Below are 17,304 nucleotides of genomic sequence, written 5' to 3' on the forward strand. Positions count from 1 at the left end.
ATCTCTTCCCCACCGAGAACCACACCTTCTACTCGCTCCGCCACTCCTTCGAGGACCGGATGAAGAACGCGAGGCTCGATGAGGAACTGCGACGTATGCTGATGGGCCATACGATCGACCGCCCCAAATACGGCGAAGGCGGTGAGATGAAGATGTGGCAGGAAGAACTTATGAAGATCGCGCTGCCGTTCGATCCTGACATCGTTTGACACGCTCGTGCACCATGGCGATCCGTTCTTTCCTCGCCCGGTGATCATGTAGCGCGCGTTCCAGGTGGTCGTACAGGGGAAGCCATGCCTCACCCTTGTCGCCTCGCGACACGATTATCTCAGCAACGCGATCGAGCACCCGCTCGATGCGCTCTGCCGTAACGGGCCGAGATGCCGGCGAGTACGACCTCACGATTTCACCCTTCTCGCAACCACATCTGTCCACACGTTCCAAGTGTCCTTGCGGGAATGAGATTGAGGCGCGAGTTCCAACGTTGGCAAAGGCGAAATCCGACACGCGTAGTCTGGCGTGTCATTTCGCGCATAGGTCGATCCGCGATGCGGCCGGAGCCCCACGGAAGTGCGAGACTGCAGAGCGGGATTTTCCGGGGAAGGTTGAGAGCCGGAAGAGAACCTTCCGATGCCATGCCCATTGTGGAGAACCGCGATGTCTAGTCACAGCAATCGAGTCCGCGCAGGGCCTTTTCCAGCCGCGACGAAGGAGTGTGGGAAAAGATCGTAGCGGAAGAGCGAGACCGCCTTTGCGCACTCATCCAGTTGCCAGTTCTGGCTTCGCCGCAATGGCTGAGCGGTTTGGGCCAGCGCATTTGCTTTTCGATGCCATCAGCATCAGAAATTGGCTTCGCGGCGCCTACTCCGCAGGATTTCTTACCGAGCAGACTTCGTTCGCATCGATCGGACTGGTCGCCGTCATATGGCGCCCTTCGCCGGGGCCTGTCGGTCCCGCATCCCGCCTTGGGGCGGCGCTATGCTGATGCTCCTTCGGCCGCCCCTGTTGAACCGGTCTCAGGGCCACGAACTTTCTCCAGCACCGAACTGACTTGGTCCCGCTTATGGACATTTCGGTGCTTCCGCCCTGTACGCCCTTTTGACATTGGCCAGGAGAGCCGTGGCTCTCCTGGGGCACAGAGAAGCGTCGGGTTTTCAGCTTTGAAAACGGAACGAGAGGCATTCAGTGCCCGTCGCGCAGAATCACATGTCGGCATAAGGCTCAATCGACCTATGCCGTTGCCGACCGATCGAACCTCGATGCCGAAACCACTGCCAGGGTGATGCCGAGCTGAAGCCCGTCGCATTCCATGGGTGTGGCCTTGGGGCAGCTCTGCGGTAAAGGTCTCGCCCTGTCTGCCGAAGAGCCAGTACGAATGTCCGAAGAATGCTAAAAGTTTAGGACAAGGGACGTTCGCGCAGCACCACGATGCCGTGCCCATGTGCGCGGCGGCAGGGCCGAGTTTCTATCACTGGCCCAAGTTGGTTGCGAGGTCGCCTCCGTTTCATGGAAAATGGAGATGGACACGGAGCGTGTAGTGGTGGTGGACGAGGAGCGTCGCCGAAATTGACGGTGGCACGCCGTGCCGCTTGCGCGCTGCGTCCGGGCAAGGGGAGCTGCGCCGCGGCCTGTTACGCACATGCAACCTGGCACAAATGACGGGCTGCCGGCCGCGCCCTTGCCCGGCTTGCTCTTCGCGGCGTTCGGTACCTGTCCCGATGACCGGGCGGGAACGAAAGAGAGGAGCGCAAAGGCGCTGGCGAAAGATGGAAAAAGCAGAACTGGAAGAACTGAAAGAGAAAGTGCCCTGCACCGCGGTGCTAGAGCACCTGGGATTCGCGCTTGATCGCAAGGAGAGCACCCGCAGGGCGATGAAGTATCGCCGCGCGGCCGAGATCGTCATCGTCATCCACGATGGCAAGGGCTGGTTTGATCCGCTCGGCGACGACAAGGGCGATGTCTTCCGCCTGATCGAACATCTCAAGGGTGTGCCCTTCGTCGAAGCCATAAAGGACATCGCCAGCCTAGTTGGCTTCGTGCCGTCCGAGCCGGTCTGGCAGCGTGAGTGCCGTGAGCGGGAACCTGACCGCTCGATCCCGGAGCGCTGGCAGGGACGGCGCAGGCCGTGGCGCGGATCGGCGACCTGGCGATATCTCACCGGGGCCCGCCATCTTCCCGACCGTGTCGTCCGGGCCGCAATCAGCGCCGGCGTTCTGCGCGAAGGCCCGCATGGCAGCATGTGGGCGGCGCATCTTGATGAGGATGGCGCGGTCACCGGCTGGGAAGAACACGGACCGGACTGGCGCGGCTTTGCCACCGGCGCCAAGGTGTTGTTCCGGCTGGGGCGACCCGATGCGCCGCGCCTCTGTGTGACCGAAGCGGCGATCGACGCCATGAGCCTTGCCGTACTCGAAGACCTTCGCGCCGACACGCTCTATCTCAGCACCGGCGGCGGCTGGTCGCCGGCAACCGATGCGGCAATCCGCGCACTGGTGGCAAGAACTGGGATCCAACTCGTGCCCGCCACCGACAATAACAAGCAAGGCGACGTCTATGCCGATCGGCTGATCGCTCTCGCGGGCGAGACGGGCTGCGTTGGCCAGCGTCTGCGCCCGGTCGCTGACGACTGGAACGCCGATCTGAAGACGAGGAATGGGGAAGGAGAAGAGGAGGCAAACCGAGTGCCGCATGCCCGCCGGCCGCCTCAAGGTGAAGCTTCGCCCGGCTTCGCCGGCCCTTGACCCGCCCGGACGCAGAGGCGGCCGCGGGGGTCCGGTCCGGAAGGGCCGAAGAAGATGGTGATCCATAGGGGATGAACCGCGCTCCGGCCCGAGAAATGGCCAGGAGCCTTCCCATGACACAGTCTTCTATCCGCAAGATCTACTTCGACGTCGCCGATCGCCGGCAGATGTTCCGCCTGTTCGACCGGCACGCCCAACGGCCCAATCGCTGGGAGAATAACGACTGTGCGCTGTTTGCCGGCGAGTGGTTCGAGATCACTCGAGCCGAGCACGACTACATGCCCGATCTGCTGCCGCCGCTCTGGATGAGCGGCGAAATGTTCGCGCTCAGCGAATTCCTCACCGAGACCGTCACAGGCGTGTTCTATATGCTGCGCATCGGCGGCAGGACGCGCTACTTCCACGCCTATTGCGATCTCCCGGGGACCCGCTCGCCGGTCGAGACGCGCGATGCCATCATCGAGCGCAAGTGTTGGCCGATGATGCATCTGAGGCACCTCCTCATCCGCGCGGCTGCGTGAGGGAGGCGATCATGTTCACATTCCCGATCGCGGCGGTGCGCAGGATCATCGAGCGCGGCATCGAAGACGCCGCCGCCAATGGCGGTTTCCGCAATCCCTATTATGGCGCCCGCCCCGGCGAGGGCGAGAAGCCCGGCCTATGGGTCGTCGGCGATGAGGGCGTCTACATCATGTCCAACGGCAGGCTAGCCGAAGGGACACGCGCGCTAGTCATCTATGCCGAGCAGTGCCATCCCAAGGGCGACTTCGACTGGTGGGACTACAAGCACCGCCATTTCGGCGCAGATGACGGCATCGAGTTCATCGAGGCCGACCGCCTCCTCCCGCTCTTCGACCGCAACCTGCGGGCGACGCACCTCAACATCGCGCTCACCGAGACAGAAATCGCGCTCTCGCTGATCACCCGCTGACTTCCCCGAAACCCCGACATCGATCGACTGGCCGACCCGCTCGGCCGGGGAGATCGCGTGGGCCCTGACACAAGGAATTCTCGCATGTCCAACAACGATCCCTTCCCCCTCGACCTGTTCAACACCAACACGCTCTCGTCCGGCCTCGATTTGGGCGTCACCGCCTTCGGCAGCGACTTCGGCGCCGGCGAGCACGACGCCGAGCAGGCCTCGACGACCGCCCTGCCGGAGCCACAGCCGGTCGCCCAGCCTGTGCAGTCACCGAAGCGCGCGGGCAGCGCCGGATGGGGTGGCGACAACTTCGTCCTTGAGACCGATCGCGGCCTCGCCAAGGGCTGGAAGATCCGCGCGCAGGATAATCTCGGGGCGATCCGTCTCGCCGCCGAGATCGAGACCGCCGATCGGCAGGCGACGCCAGAGGAACAGGCACGGCTCATCCGCTTTACCGGCTTTGGCGCCTCCGAGCTCGCCAATGCCATGTTCCGCCGGCCCGGCCAAGATGGCTTTCGCGCCGGCTGGGAGAAGATGGGCGCCGAGCTCGAGGAGGCGGTGTCGAGCGCGGATTACGCCTCGCTTGCCCGGTGCACGCAATATGCGCACTTCACGCCCGAGTTCATCGTCCGGGCGATTTGGGCAGGCCTCATGCGGCTCGGCTGGCGCGGGGGCAGGGTTCTCGAGCCTGGCATCGGCACGGGATTGTTTCCCGCGCTCATACCGACGGCGCTGCGCGACCAGGTGCATGTCACCGGCGTCGAGATCGATCCGGTGACCGCGCGTATCGCGCGCCTGCTGCAGCCGCGGGCCCGCATCCTCAACGCTGACTTTGCGCGCGCCGACCTGCCGGCAGGCTTCGATCTCGTCATCGGGAATCCGCCGTTCTCGGACCGGACCGTGCGCTCCGATCGCGCCTATCGGTCGATGGGGCTACGCCTCCACGACTACTTCATCGCTCGCTCGATCGACCTCTTGAAGCCGGGCGGCCTCGCGGCGTTCGTCACCAGCTCGGGCACCATGGACAAGGCCGATTGCTCGGCGCGTGAGCACATCGCCAAATCGGCCGACCTTGTCGCTGCGATCCGGCTGCCCGAAGGCAGCTTTCGCGCTGACGCGGGGGCCGATGTCGTCGTCGACATCCTCTTCTTCCGCAAGCGCCGACGCGAGGAGGCTGAGGGCGACGCCTCCTGGCTCGAAACCGACGATGTCCGCCCCGCCGATGGCGACGACAGCTCCATCCGCATCAATCGCTGGCTCGCCCGGCATCCGGAATTCGTCTTGGGAAGCCACGCCACCACGTCGGGACCATTCGGCGATGCCTACACCTGCTTGCCCCACCCCGGCGTCGATCTCCCGCAGGCGCTGTCGGATGCCCTCTCTCTCCTTCCAGAAGCCATCTATGACGGCGAGCCCGAAGCGATCGATCCGGACGCCGCCGCCGTCGTCAACGATCCCGGTGATGACCCTGATGCCGCCGTGGTTGGAATTCGTGAGGGCAGCTACTTCATTGCCTCGAACACCGCGCTGACGCAGATCGTCGATGGGGAGCCGGTGATCATAACAGTGCGCGAGGGGCGCAGCGTCGATGGCGTGCCTTCGAAGCATGCCCACATCATCCGCAAGCTGATTCCGATCCGCGATGCGCTGCGCGAGGTGCTGAGGTGCCAAGAGCTTGACCGGCCGTGGAAGCCAGCGCAGGTCAAGCTGCGCATCGCCTGGTCGAATTTCGTGCGCACCTTCGGCCCGATCAACAGCACTGTTGTGTCGACCAGCGAGGATCCGGAGACCGGTGAAGTGCGAGAGACGCATCGCCGCCCGAACCTCGTTCCCTTCCTTGACGATCCCGATTGCTGGCTGGTCGCCTCGATCGAGCACTACGACCTCGAGACCGACACCGCCCGCCCGGGTCCGATCTTCACCGAGCGGGTAATCGCGCCGCCCTCGGCCCCGATCATCAATTCGGCGGCTGACGCCCTCGCGGTGGTGCTGAACGAGCGCGGCCATGTCGATGTCGATCACATCGCCGAGCTGTTGCATGTCGACCCCGAGACCGTCATCGCCAATCTTGGTGACGCTATCTTCCGCGATCCGGAGAGCGGGTCATGGCAGACCGATGACGCCTATCTCTCCGGCCAGATCCGCGACAAGCTCAAGGTCGCCGAGGCCGCAGCGGCGCTCGATCCGGCTTTCGAGCGCAATGTCCGCGCGCTCATCGAGGTCCAGCCCGCCGATCTCGGTCCGTCCGACATCACAGCGCGTCTTGGCGCGCCGTGGATCCCCGCCGCCGATATCGCAGCCTTCGTCAAGGAGAGGATTGGCGCCGAAATCCGCATTCATCACATGCCGGAACTGGCATCGTGGACGGTCGACGCTCGGCAGCTCGGCTACATGGCGACCGGCACATCGGAATGGGGCACCGACCGCCGGCATGCCGGCGACCTCATCGCCGATGCGCTCAACAGCCGCGTGCCGCAGATCTTCGACTTCATCAAGGATGGAGGCAGCGAGCGCCGGGTCCTCAATGTCGTCGATACCGAGGCAGCCAAGGAGAAGCTGACCAAGATCAAAACCGCGTTCCAGGCCTGGATCTGGAGCGATCCTGATCGCGCCGACCGGCTGGCCCGGGTTTACAACGACCGCTTCAACAACATCGCCCCGCGAAAATTCAACGGGGACCATCTCGTTCTTCCCGGCGCCTCAGGCGCCTTTTCTCTTTATCGGCACCAGAAGCGCGGCATCTGGCGCATCATCTCGGCCGGCTCAACCTACCTCGCGCACGCTGTTGGCGCCGGCAAGACCATGACCATGGCCGCAGCCGTGATGGAGCAGAAGCGGCTCGGCCTGATCGCCAAGGCCATGCTGGTCGTGCCCGGCCATTGCCTGGCGCAGGCGGCGCGCGAGTTCCTGGCGCTCTATCCGACGGCTCGCATTCTTGTCGCCGACGAGACCAATTTTACCAAGGACAAGCGGCAACGCTTCCTGTCCCGTGCGGCGACCGCGACCTGGGACGCAATCATCATCACGCACTCGGCCTTCCGCTTCATCGGCGTGCCCTCAGCTTTCGAGCAGCAGATGATCCAGGACGAGCTCGAGCTCTACGAGCGTCTGCTCACCAAGGTCGAAAACGGCGATCGTGTTTCCCGCAAGCGCCTCGAACGGTTGAAGGAGGGTCTCAAGGAACGGCTGGAGGCGCTCGCCACGCGCAAGGACGACCTGCTGACGATCTCCGAGATCGGCATCGACCAGATCATCGTCGACGAGGCGCAGGAGTTCAGGAAACTCTCCTTTGCCACCAACATGTCGACCTTGAAGGGCATCGACCCGAACGGCTCGCAGCGCGCCTGGGATCTCTATGTGAAGTGCCGCTTCATTGAGACGAAGAACCCGGGCCGCGCACTCGTTCTCGCCTCGGGCACGCCGATCACCAACACGCTGGGCGAGATGTTCTCGGTGCAGCGCTACTTGGGCTACGCGGCCTTGTCCGAGCGCGGCCTGCACGAATTCGATGCCTGGGCTTCGACCTTCGGCGACGTCTCCACCGAGCTTGAGCTGCAGCCCAACGGCAAGTACAGACCCGTGACGCGCTTCGCCACCTTCGTCAACGTGCCCGAGCTCATCGCCATGTTCCGGTCCTTCGCGGACGTGGTCATGCCCGAGGATTTGCGCGAATACGTGAGGGTGCCGGCGCTCTCGACCGGCACGCGGCAGATCAGGACATCCAAACCCTCGGCCGCCTTCCAGCGCTATCAGGCCCTGCTCGATCAGCGCATCAGGGCCATCGAGCAGCGCGAAGGTCCGCCCGAGCCCGGCGACGACATCCTGCTTTCGGTCATCACCGACGGCCGCCATGCCGCGATCGATCTGCGCCTTGTCGATCCCGATAACGACAATGAGCCGGACAACAAGCTCAACGACCTCGTCGCCAATGCTGTTCGGATCTGGCAGGAGACGGCTGGCAGCGCCTATGTCCGGCCTGACGGCAAGCCGTTCGAGCTGACCGGCGCCGCACAGATGATTTTCTCCGACCTAGGCACGATCAATGTTGAGAAGACGCGGGGCTTCTCGGCCTATCGCTGGATACGCGACGAGCTCGTTCGCATGGGCGTCCCGGCTTCCGAGATCGCCTTCATGCAGGATTTCAAGAAGTCGGAGGCCAAGCAGCGCCTGTTCGGTGATGTTCGCGCCGGTAAGGTCCGTTTTCTGATCGGCTCGTCTGACACGATGGGCACGGGCGTCAATGCGCAGCTCCGCCTGAAGGCGCTCCACCATCTCGACGTGCCCTGGCTCCCGTCGCAGATCGAGCAGCGCGAGGGACGCATCCTGCGGCAGGGCAACCAGCACGATGTGGTCGACATCTTCGCCTATGCCACCGAGGGATCGATGGACGCCCAGATGTGGCAGAACAACGAGCGCAAAGCCCGCTTCATCGCCGCAGCACTTTCGGGCGATACCTCGATCCGCCGGCTCGAGGACCTCGGCGAAGGGCAGGCCAATCAGTTCGCCATGGCCAAGGCGATTGCCTCGGGCGATCCGAGCCTGATGCAGAAGGCCGGCCTCGAAGCGGAGATCGCCCGGCTTGAACGCCTGCGCGCCGCGCATCAGGACGATCAGTTGGCCATCCGCCGTCAGATCCGCGACGCCGAACGCGACATCGAATATTCGACGCGTCGGATCGGCGAGATCGGCCGGGACCTCGAACGACTTGTTCCGACCGCGGGCGAGGCGTTCCGCATGACTGTTGGGGTGGAGGCCTTCACCGAGCGCAAGCTCGCCGGCCGGGCGCTGATGAAGGAGATCCTGGCGCTGGTCCAGCTCCAGCATGCCGGCGACAGCGTCATCGCGACGATCGGCGGCTTCGGCCTCGAATATTCCGGGCAGCGCTTCGGTCAGGACGGCTATCGCTATTCCACAATGCTCCTGCGCGCCGGCGCCGAGACCGAGATCGAATTGCCGGTTACCACGACCCCGCTTGGCGCGATTGCCCGGTTGGAACACCTGCTCGGCGCCTTCGAGGATGAACGGGAACGCTATCGGCATCGCCTATCCGACGCCGAGCAGCGCCTGGCGTCCTATCGTTCGCGCGAGGGCGGCATGTTCGCCTTCTCGGGCGAGCTAGCCGACAAGCGCCGGCAGCTTGCCGAGATCGAAAGGTCCTTTGCCGCTGACTTTGGTGCAACGCGCGAGGGAACGCGGGCAGCGGCCGCCTAGATCAACCGAGCCGATGCTCGTCGTCGATCAGCTCGAGCCTGGATGGGGCAGCGTCGCCCCATCGCCACAGAACGAGATTCAAGTCGCCGACTACGGCGCCCTTGGCAAAGCTCGGCACGAGCAGGCCATTATAGCCTTGCGCGACGAGCTCACGGGCAAATCGCTGTGTATGCGCCTCGCCATGGTCTCTCATCTGATCGCGCCATGTCGGGTCGGCGAGGGCCGCCGAATCGAGGCCCATTGCGGCAAGGGCAGTGGCGTCGCCCGCATCGAATACGGCCTCGATCTCGGCGCGATAGGCGACCAGCGTCGTTGGCTGCAGATCGCCCACCTGGTTGCCTTCGCGCAAAGCCGTCAGGACCGAAGTCGACGCATAGAGCGCAGGCATCCCTTTGGGGTTGAAACGTCCTCCATAGAGCTCGGCGCCGCGTCCCGACATAGGCTCGCGGGCATATACTGGATTGAGGGCGCGGTAGAGCCGGCCCGAATAGGTGACGGCGACGACGCTCAGGCGTAAACCCCCGCGTCGACCGCGTCGATGAAGTCGAGGACCTCATCGGCCCGCCCCTCCCGAACCAGCTGCATGGCCGTCCGCCCCGAAAATCCGGGCAGCGGCTCGGAGCGGTACCAGGCATAGGCCATGAGCGCGGAGCCAAATCGCGGCTCGACCTTGTTCACGATCTCCACCATCTCGCGCAGGCGGCGCTGCGTCTTGTCTGAACGCACCCGCTCCCGGCGCTGAACCGCGTCTTTCCCCAGACCAGCGGTACGCGCGATCTCCTCGCTCGTCGTGCGGAAAGCGTCCGCAATCTTCTTGGGCGCGAACAACCCGTCATCCGCATATTGTGCCAGGCCCATCGCAGCACCTCCGTGCATTTGCCAACAGTTATGACGCAATATAGCGTCAGCAACACTGGCACACAAGGTCTGGCAGGCGTTTCGGCGCTACGATGGCTGTTCGAGCGGCCTAACCTCGATCGCTCCGTGGGCGACCGCGCAAGCGTGCGTGAAACCATATCGATGGCCTCTGCGGGATCGACCGAGCTCGCCTGCTGTCACAAGTCGGCTGACGGCGTCGCCCCGTGGAGCAACATTCCAGAGGGGAAGTTAGGATAAAGGAAAGAGAGAAAGAACTGCTCGCAGAGCGGGTGGCCCGCCGACGCTGGCGCTCAATCGCGCCCGTCGCGATCCCGGCCCGTCATCCTGCGCAGGGCTGAAGAAGCCCCGCTTGTCCAGCCGGGCAGGGATGCTCGGCCGCAATTGCACCGGCCCGCCCGCTCCGCGGCTCGGAGGAGGTCTTCGGAAAGAAGACGGAAAAGGACGGGTGAAAAGGCCGCGTCCGCAACCTCCCAGGAGCATTCCCATGGAACTGAAGTTTGTCGATCCGCGCTCGCTCAAGGACAATCCTGACAAGGCGCGCCGCTCCAAGTCCAGCCCGCAGGCCGACGCCCTGCTGCTGGCGACGATCAAGGCCATCGGCGTTGTCGAGCCACTGATTGTCTTCGCTGAAGCCGATGGCGGCAATGGCTTCGTCATCGATCAGGGCCATCGCCGTGCCAAGCAGGCAATCGTCGCCGGTCTGGACGAGATCGCGGTTCTGGTCGTACCTCGCGCTGAGGACGGTGGTGCGATGCGCTCGTTGGCCACGTCGATCACGCACGAACAGCTTAACCCGGTCGATCTGTGGCGCGCCATCGAGCGTCTTGTCGCGCTGAACTGGACCGAAGAGTCCATCGCGATCGCCCTGGCGCAGTCGGTGCGCCAGATCAAGAAGCTGCGCCTGCTCGCCAACGTGCTGCCGGCGATGCTCGACGCCATGGCCAAGGGCGACATGCCGAACGAGCAGCAGCTCCGCACCATCGCGGCGGCATCGCTCGACGAGCAGAAGGAAGTCTGGAAGGCAAACAAACCCTCCAAGGGCGACCCGCAGGTCTCATGGTGGAGCGTTGCCAACGGCTTGACCAAGCGGCGCATGTACGCACGCGACGCAAGCTTCGGCGACGAGCTTGCGCAGGCCTACGGCATCGCCTGGGTCGAGGACCTGTTCGCCCCGGCCGACCAGGACAGCCGGTACACGACCGACGTCGAGGCGTTCCTTGGCGCGCAGCAGGAATGGATGACGCAGAACCTGCCTAAGAAGGGCGTCATCACCGAGTCGACCACCTATGGCGAGGTGAAGCTGCCGCCGAAGGCCGAGCGCGTCTATGGCACGCCCAAGAAGTCGGACCACACCGCGATGTATCTCGATCGCGAGGGCAAGGTGAAGACGGTCCACTTCCGCATGCCCGAGGTGAGAAAGAAGGGCAAGGCGGCGGACACCGCTGACGACGCGGCGATCGTCATGCCGAAGTCGCGTCCCGATGTGACCCGCAAGGGCATCGAGATGATCGGCGACATCCGCACCGATGCTCTTCACGAGGCGCTGTCGCGGGCGCCGATCGAGGACGACATGCTGCTGGCGTTGCTCGTTCTCGCCTTCGCTGGCCAGAACGTACGCGTCGACTCCGGTGCCGGGGGCGATCACGCGTTCGGCCGCCGCATGCCCCGGCATGCCGCCACCCTCTTCGATGCCGAGGGCAAGTTCGCCTTCGACGCTGAGACTTTGCGCATCGCGGCCCGGGGCGTCCTCATCGACGCGCTCTCCTGCCGCGAGGGCATGAGCAAGTCGGGCCTGGTGGCGCTCGTCGCCGGCGAAGCGATCGGCGCGGGAGGCTTTCTCGCCAACATGGGCACTGAGGACTTCCTCTCCTGCCTGTCGCGTCCCGCACTCGAAAGCTCGTGCGCCAACACACCTGTGCTGCCGCGGGCGCGGGTCAAGGACACGCGGGCCGCGCTCGTCGAGCACTTCAAGGAGGGGCGCTTCGTCCATCCGGCCGCGCTGTTCGCTCCCGATGCGACCAGCCTGACGGAATGGCTGGCGAAGAGCGCGGTCGCCGAGGTCGATGACGACGATAGTGTCGACCCCGAAGGCCTCGATGATGAGAACCAGTCTTCCGGGAAAGGCGAGTTCGAGGAGGGCTATCGCGAGGCCGCCGAATAGCCTCGCCTCTCCCTTTCGATCCTTCCGCCGCCGGGCCGCCCGGCGGCGGTTTCGTTTTCACCTGCAGCAAACGGAGGACACTATGTCCGCATGCGATATCTCGCACGCAATCCCCCGAGCGTTTCAAAGAGTTCACAAACCCTGACCACCCGATAGGCCGCGATCCGACCAGGGGCGGGGGCGCCGATTGCGCTCCCGCCAGGATATGACCGTCAGTCGAGAACCTTGATGATCGTATGGGTTTCGGGATCAACGACCACGGTCCGATTGTCGATCACGGTGTATTCGTATTTCACCTTGGGGACTTTATGAAGCTCCACCTTTTCGGGCACCTTGCTGCCGATCTTCAACTCCACGCCCGGCAACTTGATCGATGCCAGGGGTTCCTTCTTGACGTACTCGCGGATGGTCGTTTCCTGTTCAGGTGCCAGAACCACCGTATCCGCGATAGCGACGCTGATGCCGGACAGCAGCAACAGGCCGGCAACAGAATTGGTGATCATCGTCTTCATTTCCGTATTCTCCTTATGCGCCCCTTGCCCAACGCCGGCGCGAAACCGGCAGAAACGCCGATAGGGGAGCGATTTCGGCGATCCGCCAAAGCAATGACGTTCTCGGCTTGATTGTTTCACCGGCGATATCGAGTAGGACCAATGCGCGCCAGCATAAGACCAAAGGCCCAGCACCTCCGGTCGATGAAATCGGCAGGTGGTCATGATCAGCTCTCATCAGGTTCCCACTTCGAAATCGAGGCCTCCCTGCCGGTCTTCCCTCGGGCTTATTGCGGTCCTAAACCGGCGGCCGTCCGCTTCAAGGCCGCGTTCCGCGCCGCGAGGCGGCCGGATCGGTCCGGTCTCGCCATGGCAGGCCCGCGTCCCGCGCGAGGGCTGAAGAGCCCTGCTTGGCCGCAAACCTTCCATGCTCACCTCGGTCCGCCCGGACCCTGAAGCGCCCCGTCATCCCGCCGTTTTTGTTGGTCCGCGCCCGAGGGAGGCCCGGCATGGAGCCGGTTCGAGCTTCGGGAACCAGAAGAAAGGACATGTCATGACCAAGAAAGCCGTAAATTCCGGCGCAGCCGGCCGCATCGTTCCGATCCGCAAGGGCACTACCCTGCAAATGGTCCGGCTCGCCTGTCCCGATGCCGCGCAGTGCTCGCTGGTCTCCGAGAGCTTTGGCCTCCAGGTGCTGGATAGCGACGGCATCCGCGACCTGCACGAAAAGCTCATTATGGAGACCGCCGCAGCGCTCGATGAAGGGCTTGGGGAACGCGCCATGCAGATCCACTTGCAACGCGTCGTCGGTGCCTTCGTCGGTTCCGCCTACGGGGCCGGCCAGTTCTACAGCCGTGCGGTGACCGAAGCCCGGGATGCGACGGCCAAGTCGGCCTGCGACGATCGGAACGAAGACGTCGGCGGACCGGTCGGCTTCGACAGCGCCGCCCAGCGCAAGCGTGAGTTCGCCGCCGATATGGCGCTCCAGGCCCATGCACTACGCATGGCCGCCGAGGGGGCCGTTGCCGCCTACGAGCAGGTTGTAGGCGAGGTCTGGAAGCCCTTCGAACGCCCTGTCGAGAACCCCGGCCAATCTGTCGACCGCAGGGCTGCCGAACTGCAGATGGCGGCTCTCGGATGAGCCGCGGAAGGGCGGGGCTCCGGTCCCGCCCTTTTTTCCCTGTCGCGCAGCCAGCCTCATTCACCAGTCGCATCAACTGTGCGGGCCTGCCCCTTTCATCGCGAGTGCCGTCTCCTGGCTGACGAAGGGAGACGACCTGCTACCATGCGGTGCGCCGAGCAAATATGGCCTATCGTCTGCCAATCTTCGCCCGTGGCGACCACCTCCACAAGGGGACATTCTTGTTCCAGCGATTTCCTGTGCGTGCCTTGGCGCCAGGGTTCGATACGTCATTTCCGGCGAACGACCTTCGGGACGGCACGCGCAGCGCCAGTTCCTTTCGCCAGCATCGGCCGTTGGACAGGTTGGGTTCCTTCACGACCCAATCCCGCTCTCGTGTGATGGCTTTCCTGGTGCGGCGGCGGATCTTCCACGATCAACCCGCAAGGGGTCCGCTAGCATGCTGCGGCCGCTCGGCTGACGCCTTCGGGTGATCGCGCCCGCCGCCGCACACTGACGGAGCCATCGAGCGGGAATTGGCCCGCTCCAAGATGGAGCCCTCGGATGTCCCGCGATCTCACTCTCGCCCAGAAGGCCGCCTGGTCCCTCGCACGCACCCTCATGGTTCCGGTCATCCTCTTCCAGGTCGGCAACGAATTTGGCGTCATGCCGGCCGACGAGCTCGACGATGCCGAGATCGAAATCCTCTTCGAATACGATCCGTATAGTGGCGGCCGATCGGTTCATTGACCCGACCTTCTCCCGACTGCATTGAGGCGACTCCAGCGCCGCCTTTCTCCTTTCTGGCGGCCGCTCACGCCCCGTCCTGCCCGAGGCGCTGGCGGAGCCAGGCTGTCGGCGCAACGGCTCCGCCGTCCTCCGCTGCCGCTGCGGCCCACCACCCATCGCGCGAGCTCGACGGGGCCCCCGGTCGGGTGCGCGGCCCGCCTTCCTGCTCCGCCCGGCGGACCCCGTGACGGGGCCGCGATCGGCGCGGCCTCCAGAACTGGAGGTTGATTGAAAATGAGCAGGAAGGAAAAAGCACCGCGCATCGACATCTATGCGCGCATCACCGACCGCATCGTGGCCGAGCTGGAGAAGGGCGTTCGCCCCTGGATGCAGCCATGGCATTCGAGCAATGCCAACGGCCGCGTCAGCCGGCCGCTGAGGCATAATGGTCTTCCTTATAACGGCATGAACGTCCTATTGCTTTGGTCGGAGGCCATCGCACGCGGCTTTTCCAGCCCGGTTTGGATGACGTTCAAGCAGGCGCTGGAACTCGGCGGGGCCGTCCGCAAGGGTGAGACTGGCTCGATGGTGGTCTTCGCCAGCCGCTTTACCAGAACCGAGACCGACTCCGGCGGCGAGGAAATCGACCGCGAGATCCCGTTCCTCAAGGCCTATTCCGTCTTCAATGTGGCGCAAATCGATGGACTGCCGGACGACTTTTATGGCCGGCAGGCGGAGCTGGTATGCGATCCGATCGCTCGCATCGCGCATGCCGACCGGTTCTTTGCCAACACGGGCGCAGTGATCCGCCATGGCGGTGACCGCGCCTATTTTGCCCCGGCGACCGACCACATCCAGATGCCGCCGTTTCAGACTTTTCGGGACGCTGCATCATATGTGGCAACGCTCAGTCACGAGGCCACCCATTGGACTTCGGCGCCCCATCGTGTGAACCGCGACCTTAGCCGCTACGCTAAGGATCGCAGCGAGCGAGCACGCGAGGAACTGATTGCCGAGCTCGGAAGCTGCTTCCTATGCGCCGATCTTGGTATAGCGCCGGAGCTCGAGCCGCGGCCGGACCATGCGAGCTACCTCCGCTCGTGGTTGAAAGTCCTCGCCGACGACAAGCGCGCGATCTTCTCGGCCGCTGCCCATGCGCAACGCGCCGTCGCCTTCCTGCATGGCCTTCAGCCGGAGGCCGCAGAACAACGCGAGGCCGCCTGATATTTCACGCATCAAACTTCGGAGGGGAGGGCATTCGCCTTCCCCTTCTGTTTCGGCGGCCATGCCGTTCGACGAGCATGACCGAGAAAGCCTCCACGATAGTCGCGAATCGATCCATCCACGCGCCGATCTGGCGAGCCGGCGGACAGGTTCCTCCCCACAATCCTAAAGTTGGAACCGAAGTTGCCGTTGTTCCGGCGGCGAGACATCGCCTAGCGACGAAACCGTGACGCCCAGAAGGCGGATCCCCTTCCGTACCGGAAAGACCGATCTCAGGAGATCGGCCGCGAGATGCTCGAGATCAACGCGTTCGACCGGCACCGCCACCGTACGGCTTCGGGTGATCTGCTGGAAGTCGGCGAATTTGATTTTCAGCGTCACGGTCCTGCCCCGGATGCCTTTGCCTTCGCAGTATCCCCAGACTTTGGCGACCAACGGCTTGATTTCGGCGATTGACGCATCGAGATCGACGATGTCGGCTGCGAACGTGTCTTCGGCCCCAATCGATTTGCGCGGCCGATCCGGTTCGACCGCGCGTTCGTCGATGCCGCGGGCGATCTGATAGTACCAGCGCCCCGACTTGCCGAAGTGCTGCTGCAGGAACGGAAGCGACCTGTCCTTGAGATCGGCGCCGGTCTTGATGCCAAGCGCTTCCATCTTCGCGGCTGTCGCGGGGCCGATGCCGTGAAATTTCTTGACTGGCAAACTCTCCACGAAGGCGGGCCCGTGGCGCGGCGTGATGACAAACTGACCGTTCGGCTTGTTCTGGTCGGACGCCATCTTGGCGAGAAATTTGTTGTACGAGATGCCCGCGGAAGCAGTGAGACCGGTCACCAGCAGAATCTTCGCCCTGATCATCCCGGCAATCGTCGTCGCAGACGAAATGTTCAGCCGGTTCTGGGTGACGTCGAGATAGGCCTCGTCAAGCGACAAGGGCTCGATGAGGTCGGTATGTTCGGCAAACACTTCGCGAATCTGGGCCGAGACGGCCCGGTAGACGTCGAAGCGGGGCGGCACGAAGATCAGTTCGGGGCATTTGCGCTTTGCCGTGACCGAAGGCATTGCGGAGCGAACGCCGAAGGCGCGGGCCTCGTAGCTCGCGGCCGCTACCACTCCTCGGGCAGCCGCTCCACCGACGGCAAGCGGCTTGCCGCGCAGCTCCGGGTTGTCGCGTTGTTCGACCGAGGCGTAGAACGCATCCATGTCGACGTGGATGATCTTGCGCGGGTCGGCGGCGCTGTCAGGGTCCATTTGCCTGCAATGTCATTTCGCCAGGGTCTGAGCTTCGTGCCGCAGGATTCTACATTCTTCAGATCGCGAATTCAGCCTGTGCGCGACCCTGGGGGAGGCGCGAACCAAAAAACTTGCCGCGGGAAGGGGACGAAGCACTTCGTGTTCCGGATACGTCATCTCGAGCCACGCCGCGCGCTCCTCCCGGCGCAGCACCGCCAGCTGCCGGTCATGGTAGGGTGCGATGTCATCGTTGGCCTGGATCGTAAGGATTGCGTAGGCTTCCGGCCAATTACGCGTCGCTGGCCGCCAGATGCCGGCGAAGTAGAACCAATCACCGTTTGCGAGCCGAAAGCTGTAGTTCTTCCCCTGGCTGCGGTGCCGGAATTCGGATGCCGGCACGAGGCAGCGATGGCTTGGGAACGTTCGGCCTTCGGCGCGCACCATCGTGAAAGGTCGCCCGCCGGATTCCTTGGGTTGAAGTCCCCACGGCAGCTCCAGCATCTCAACATCGCCGCCGTAGCGCCTTATGATGATACGGCATTCGTCGAGCGGCACGTCGGAATCGAAAGCTCTTGCGCTCATGACCGAAAGAA

12 protein-coding genes and 2 pseudogenes are annotated in these 17,304 nt (G+C 64.0%); 9 read left to right on the plus strand and 5 right to left on the minus strand.

The genetic code is table 11. From position 1 onward, the window contains the following. From FJ471_RS14180 to FJ471_RS14200, 5 genes and pseudogenes are all read left to right on the plus strand, one after another. A pseudogene (locus FJ471_RS14180) lies at positions 1 to 209 on the plus strand (integrase); the annotation flags it as partial. A 1,557-nt stretch (positions 210 to 1,766) separates the two neighbouring features. Then, positions 1,767 to 2,741: a DUF3991 and toprim domain-containing protein gene (locus FJ471_RS14185; protein ID WP_140803989.1), complete on the plus strand. Its 975-nt coding sequence runs from the start codon at positions 1,767 to 1,769 to the stop codon at positions 2,739 to 2,741. Between the two features lie 113 nt (positions 2,742 to 2,854). Then, positions 2,855 to 3,211, plus strand: a pseudogene (locus FJ471_RS14190) (DUF1419 domain-containing protein); the annotation flags it as partial. Positions 3,212 to 3,273: 62 nt separating this feature from the next. Then, a complete protein-coding gene (locus tag FJ471_RS14195) occupies positions 3,274 to 3,672 on the plus strand; it encodes a DUF3085 domain-containing protein (protein ID WP_140803992.1) in 399 nt (132 codons plus the stop codon). 84 nt (positions 3,673 to 3,756) lie between these two features. Continuing rightward, entirely contained in the window at positions 3,757 to 8,874 is a 5,118-nt protein-coding gene (locus FJ471_RS14200) for an N-6 DNA methylase (protein WP_140803993.1), read from the plus strand. 1 nt (position 8,875) lies between these two features. On the opposite strand, the gene FJ471_RS14205 is transcribed toward FJ471_RS14200, so the two are convergent. Then, complete coding sequence (locus FJ471_RS14205) at positions 8,876 to 9,385, minus strand: RES family NAD+ phosphorylase (protein ID WP_281408535.1); 510 nt, start codon at positions 9,383 to 9,385, stop codon at positions 8,876 to 8,878. Beyond that, entirely contained in the window at positions 9,382 to 9,732 is a 351-nt protein-coding gene (locus tag FJ471_RS14210; protein ID WP_140803996.1) for an antitoxin Xre/MbcA/ParS toxin-binding domain-containing protein, read from the minus strand. Before FJ471_RS14210 ends, FJ471_RS14205 begins: the two co-directional genes overlap by 4 nt. A 505-nt stretch (positions 9,733 to 10,237) precedes the next feature. Here FJ471_RS14210 and FJ471_RS14215 point away from each other — a divergent pair. Beyond that, the gene (locus tag FJ471_RS14215) at positions 10,238 to 11,914 is read left to right on the plus strand and encodes a ParB N-terminal domain-containing protein (protein ID WP_140803998.1); all 1,677 of its coding nucleotides are present in this window, start codon (positions 10,238 to 10,240) and stop codon (positions 11,912 to 11,914) included. Between the two features lie 212 nt (positions 11,915 to 12,126). Here the strand turns inward: FJ471_RS14215 and FJ471_RS14220 are convergent, their stop codons facing one another. Then, positions 12,127 to 12,426, minus strand: a complete 300-nt coding sequence (locus tag FJ471_RS14220) for a DUF1236 domain-containing protein (RefSeq protein WP_140804000.1) — start codon at positions 12,424 to 12,426, stop codon at positions 12,127 to 12,129. A 532-nt stretch (positions 12,427 to 12,958) separates the two neighbouring features. On the opposite strand from FJ471_RS14220, the gene FJ471_RS14225 reads away from it, so the two are divergent. The 3 genes from FJ471_RS14225 to FJ471_RS14235 all read left to right on the plus strand — a co-directional run bounded on the left by FJ471_RS14225 (position 12,959) and on the right by FJ471_RS14235 (position 15,478). Next, a complete protein-coding gene (locus tag FJ471_RS14225) occupies positions 12,959 to 13,546 on the plus strand; it encodes a hypothetical protein (protein ID WP_140804001.1) in 588 nt (195 codons plus the stop codon). Between the two features lie 543 nt (positions 13,547 to 14,089). Next, a complete protein-coding gene (locus FJ471_RS14230; protein ID WP_140804003.1) occupies positions 14,090 to 14,275 on the plus strand; it encodes a hypothetical protein in 186 nt (61 codons plus the stop codon). Positions 14,276 to 14,548: 273 nt separating this feature from the next. Continuing rightward, entirely contained in the window at positions 14,549 to 15,478 is a 930-nt protein-coding gene (locus tag FJ471_RS14235; RefSeq protein ID WP_140804004.1) for a zincin-like metallopeptidase domain-containing protein, read from the plus strand. Between the two features lie 165 nt (positions 15,479 to 15,643). Here the strand turns inward: FJ471_RS14235 and dinB are convergent, their stop codons facing one another. Together dinB and FJ471_RS14245 are read right to left on the minus strand one after the other, a co-directional pair. After that, the gene (gene dinB / locus FJ471_RS14240) at positions 15,644 to 16,729 is read right to left on the minus strand and encodes a DNA polymerase IV (RefSeq protein WP_140804006.1); all 1,086 of its coding nucleotides are present in this window, start codon (positions 16,727 to 16,729) and stop codon (positions 15,644 to 15,646) included. A 12-nt stretch (positions 16,730 to 16,741) separates the two neighbouring features. Further along, positions 16,742 to 17,293 carry an SOS response-associated peptidase gene (locus tag FJ471_RS14245; RefSeq protein WP_140804007.1) on the minus strand — a complete coding sequence of 184 codons (552 nt, stop codon included), beginning with the start codon at positions 17,291 to 17,293 and terminating at the stop codon, positions 16,742 to 16,744. Positions 17,294 to 17,304 lie beyond the last annotated feature (11 nt).

This window comes from Mesorhizobium sp. B2-7-1, from assembly GCF_006440735.1.
Lineage (GTDB): Bacteria > Pseudomonadota > Alphaproteobacteria > Rhizobiales > Rhizobiaceae > Mesorhizobium.

Excerpts from the sequence above, each read along its gene's own strand:
- FJ471_RS14245 (WP_140804007.1), bottom strand. The coding sequence starts at position 17,293 with ATGAGCGCAAGAGCTTTCGATTCCGACGTGCCGCTCGACGAATGCCGT.
- FJ471_RS14210 (WP_140803996.1), bottom strand. The coding sequence starts at position 9,732 with ATGGGCCTGGCACAATATGCGGATGACGGGTTGTTCGCGCCCAAGAAG.
- FJ471_RS14230 (WP_140804003.1), top strand. The coding sequence starts at position 14,090 with ATGTCCCGCGATCTCACTCTCGCCCAGAAGGCCGCCTGGTCCCTCGCA.
- FJ471_RS14195 (WP_140803992.1), top strand. The coding sequence starts at position 3,274 with ATGTTCACATTCCCGATCGCGGCGGTGCGCAGGATCATCGAGCGCGGC.
- FJ471_RS14215 (WP_140803998.1), top strand. The coding sequence starts at position 10,238 with ATGGAACTGAAGTTTGTCGATCCGCGCTCGCTCAAGGACAATCCTGAC.
- FJ471_RS14185 (WP_140803989.1), top strand. The coding sequence starts at position 1,767 with ATGGAAAAAGCAGAACTGGAAGAACTGAAAGAGAAAGTGCCCTGCACC.
- FJ471_RS14235 (WP_140804004.1), top strand. The coding sequence starts at position 14,549 with ATGAGCAGGAAGGAAAAAGCACCGCGCATCGACATCTATGCGCGCATC.
- FJ471_RS14200 (WP_140803993.1), top strand. The coding sequence starts at position 3,757 with ATGTCCAACAACGATCCCTTCCCCCTCGACCTGTTCAACACCAACACG.
- FJ471_RS14225 (WP_140804001.1), top strand. The coding sequence starts at position 12,959 with ATGACCAAGAAAGCCGTAAATTCCGGCGCAGCCGGCCGCATCGTTCCG.
- dinB (WP_140804006.1), bottom strand. The coding sequence starts at position 16,729 with ATGGACCCTGACAGCGCCGCCGACCCGCGCAAGATCATCCACGTCGAC.
- FJ471_RS14220 (WP_140804000.1), bottom strand. The coding sequence starts at position 12,426 with ATGAAGACGATGATCACCAATTCTGTTGCCGGCCTGTTGCTGCTGTCC.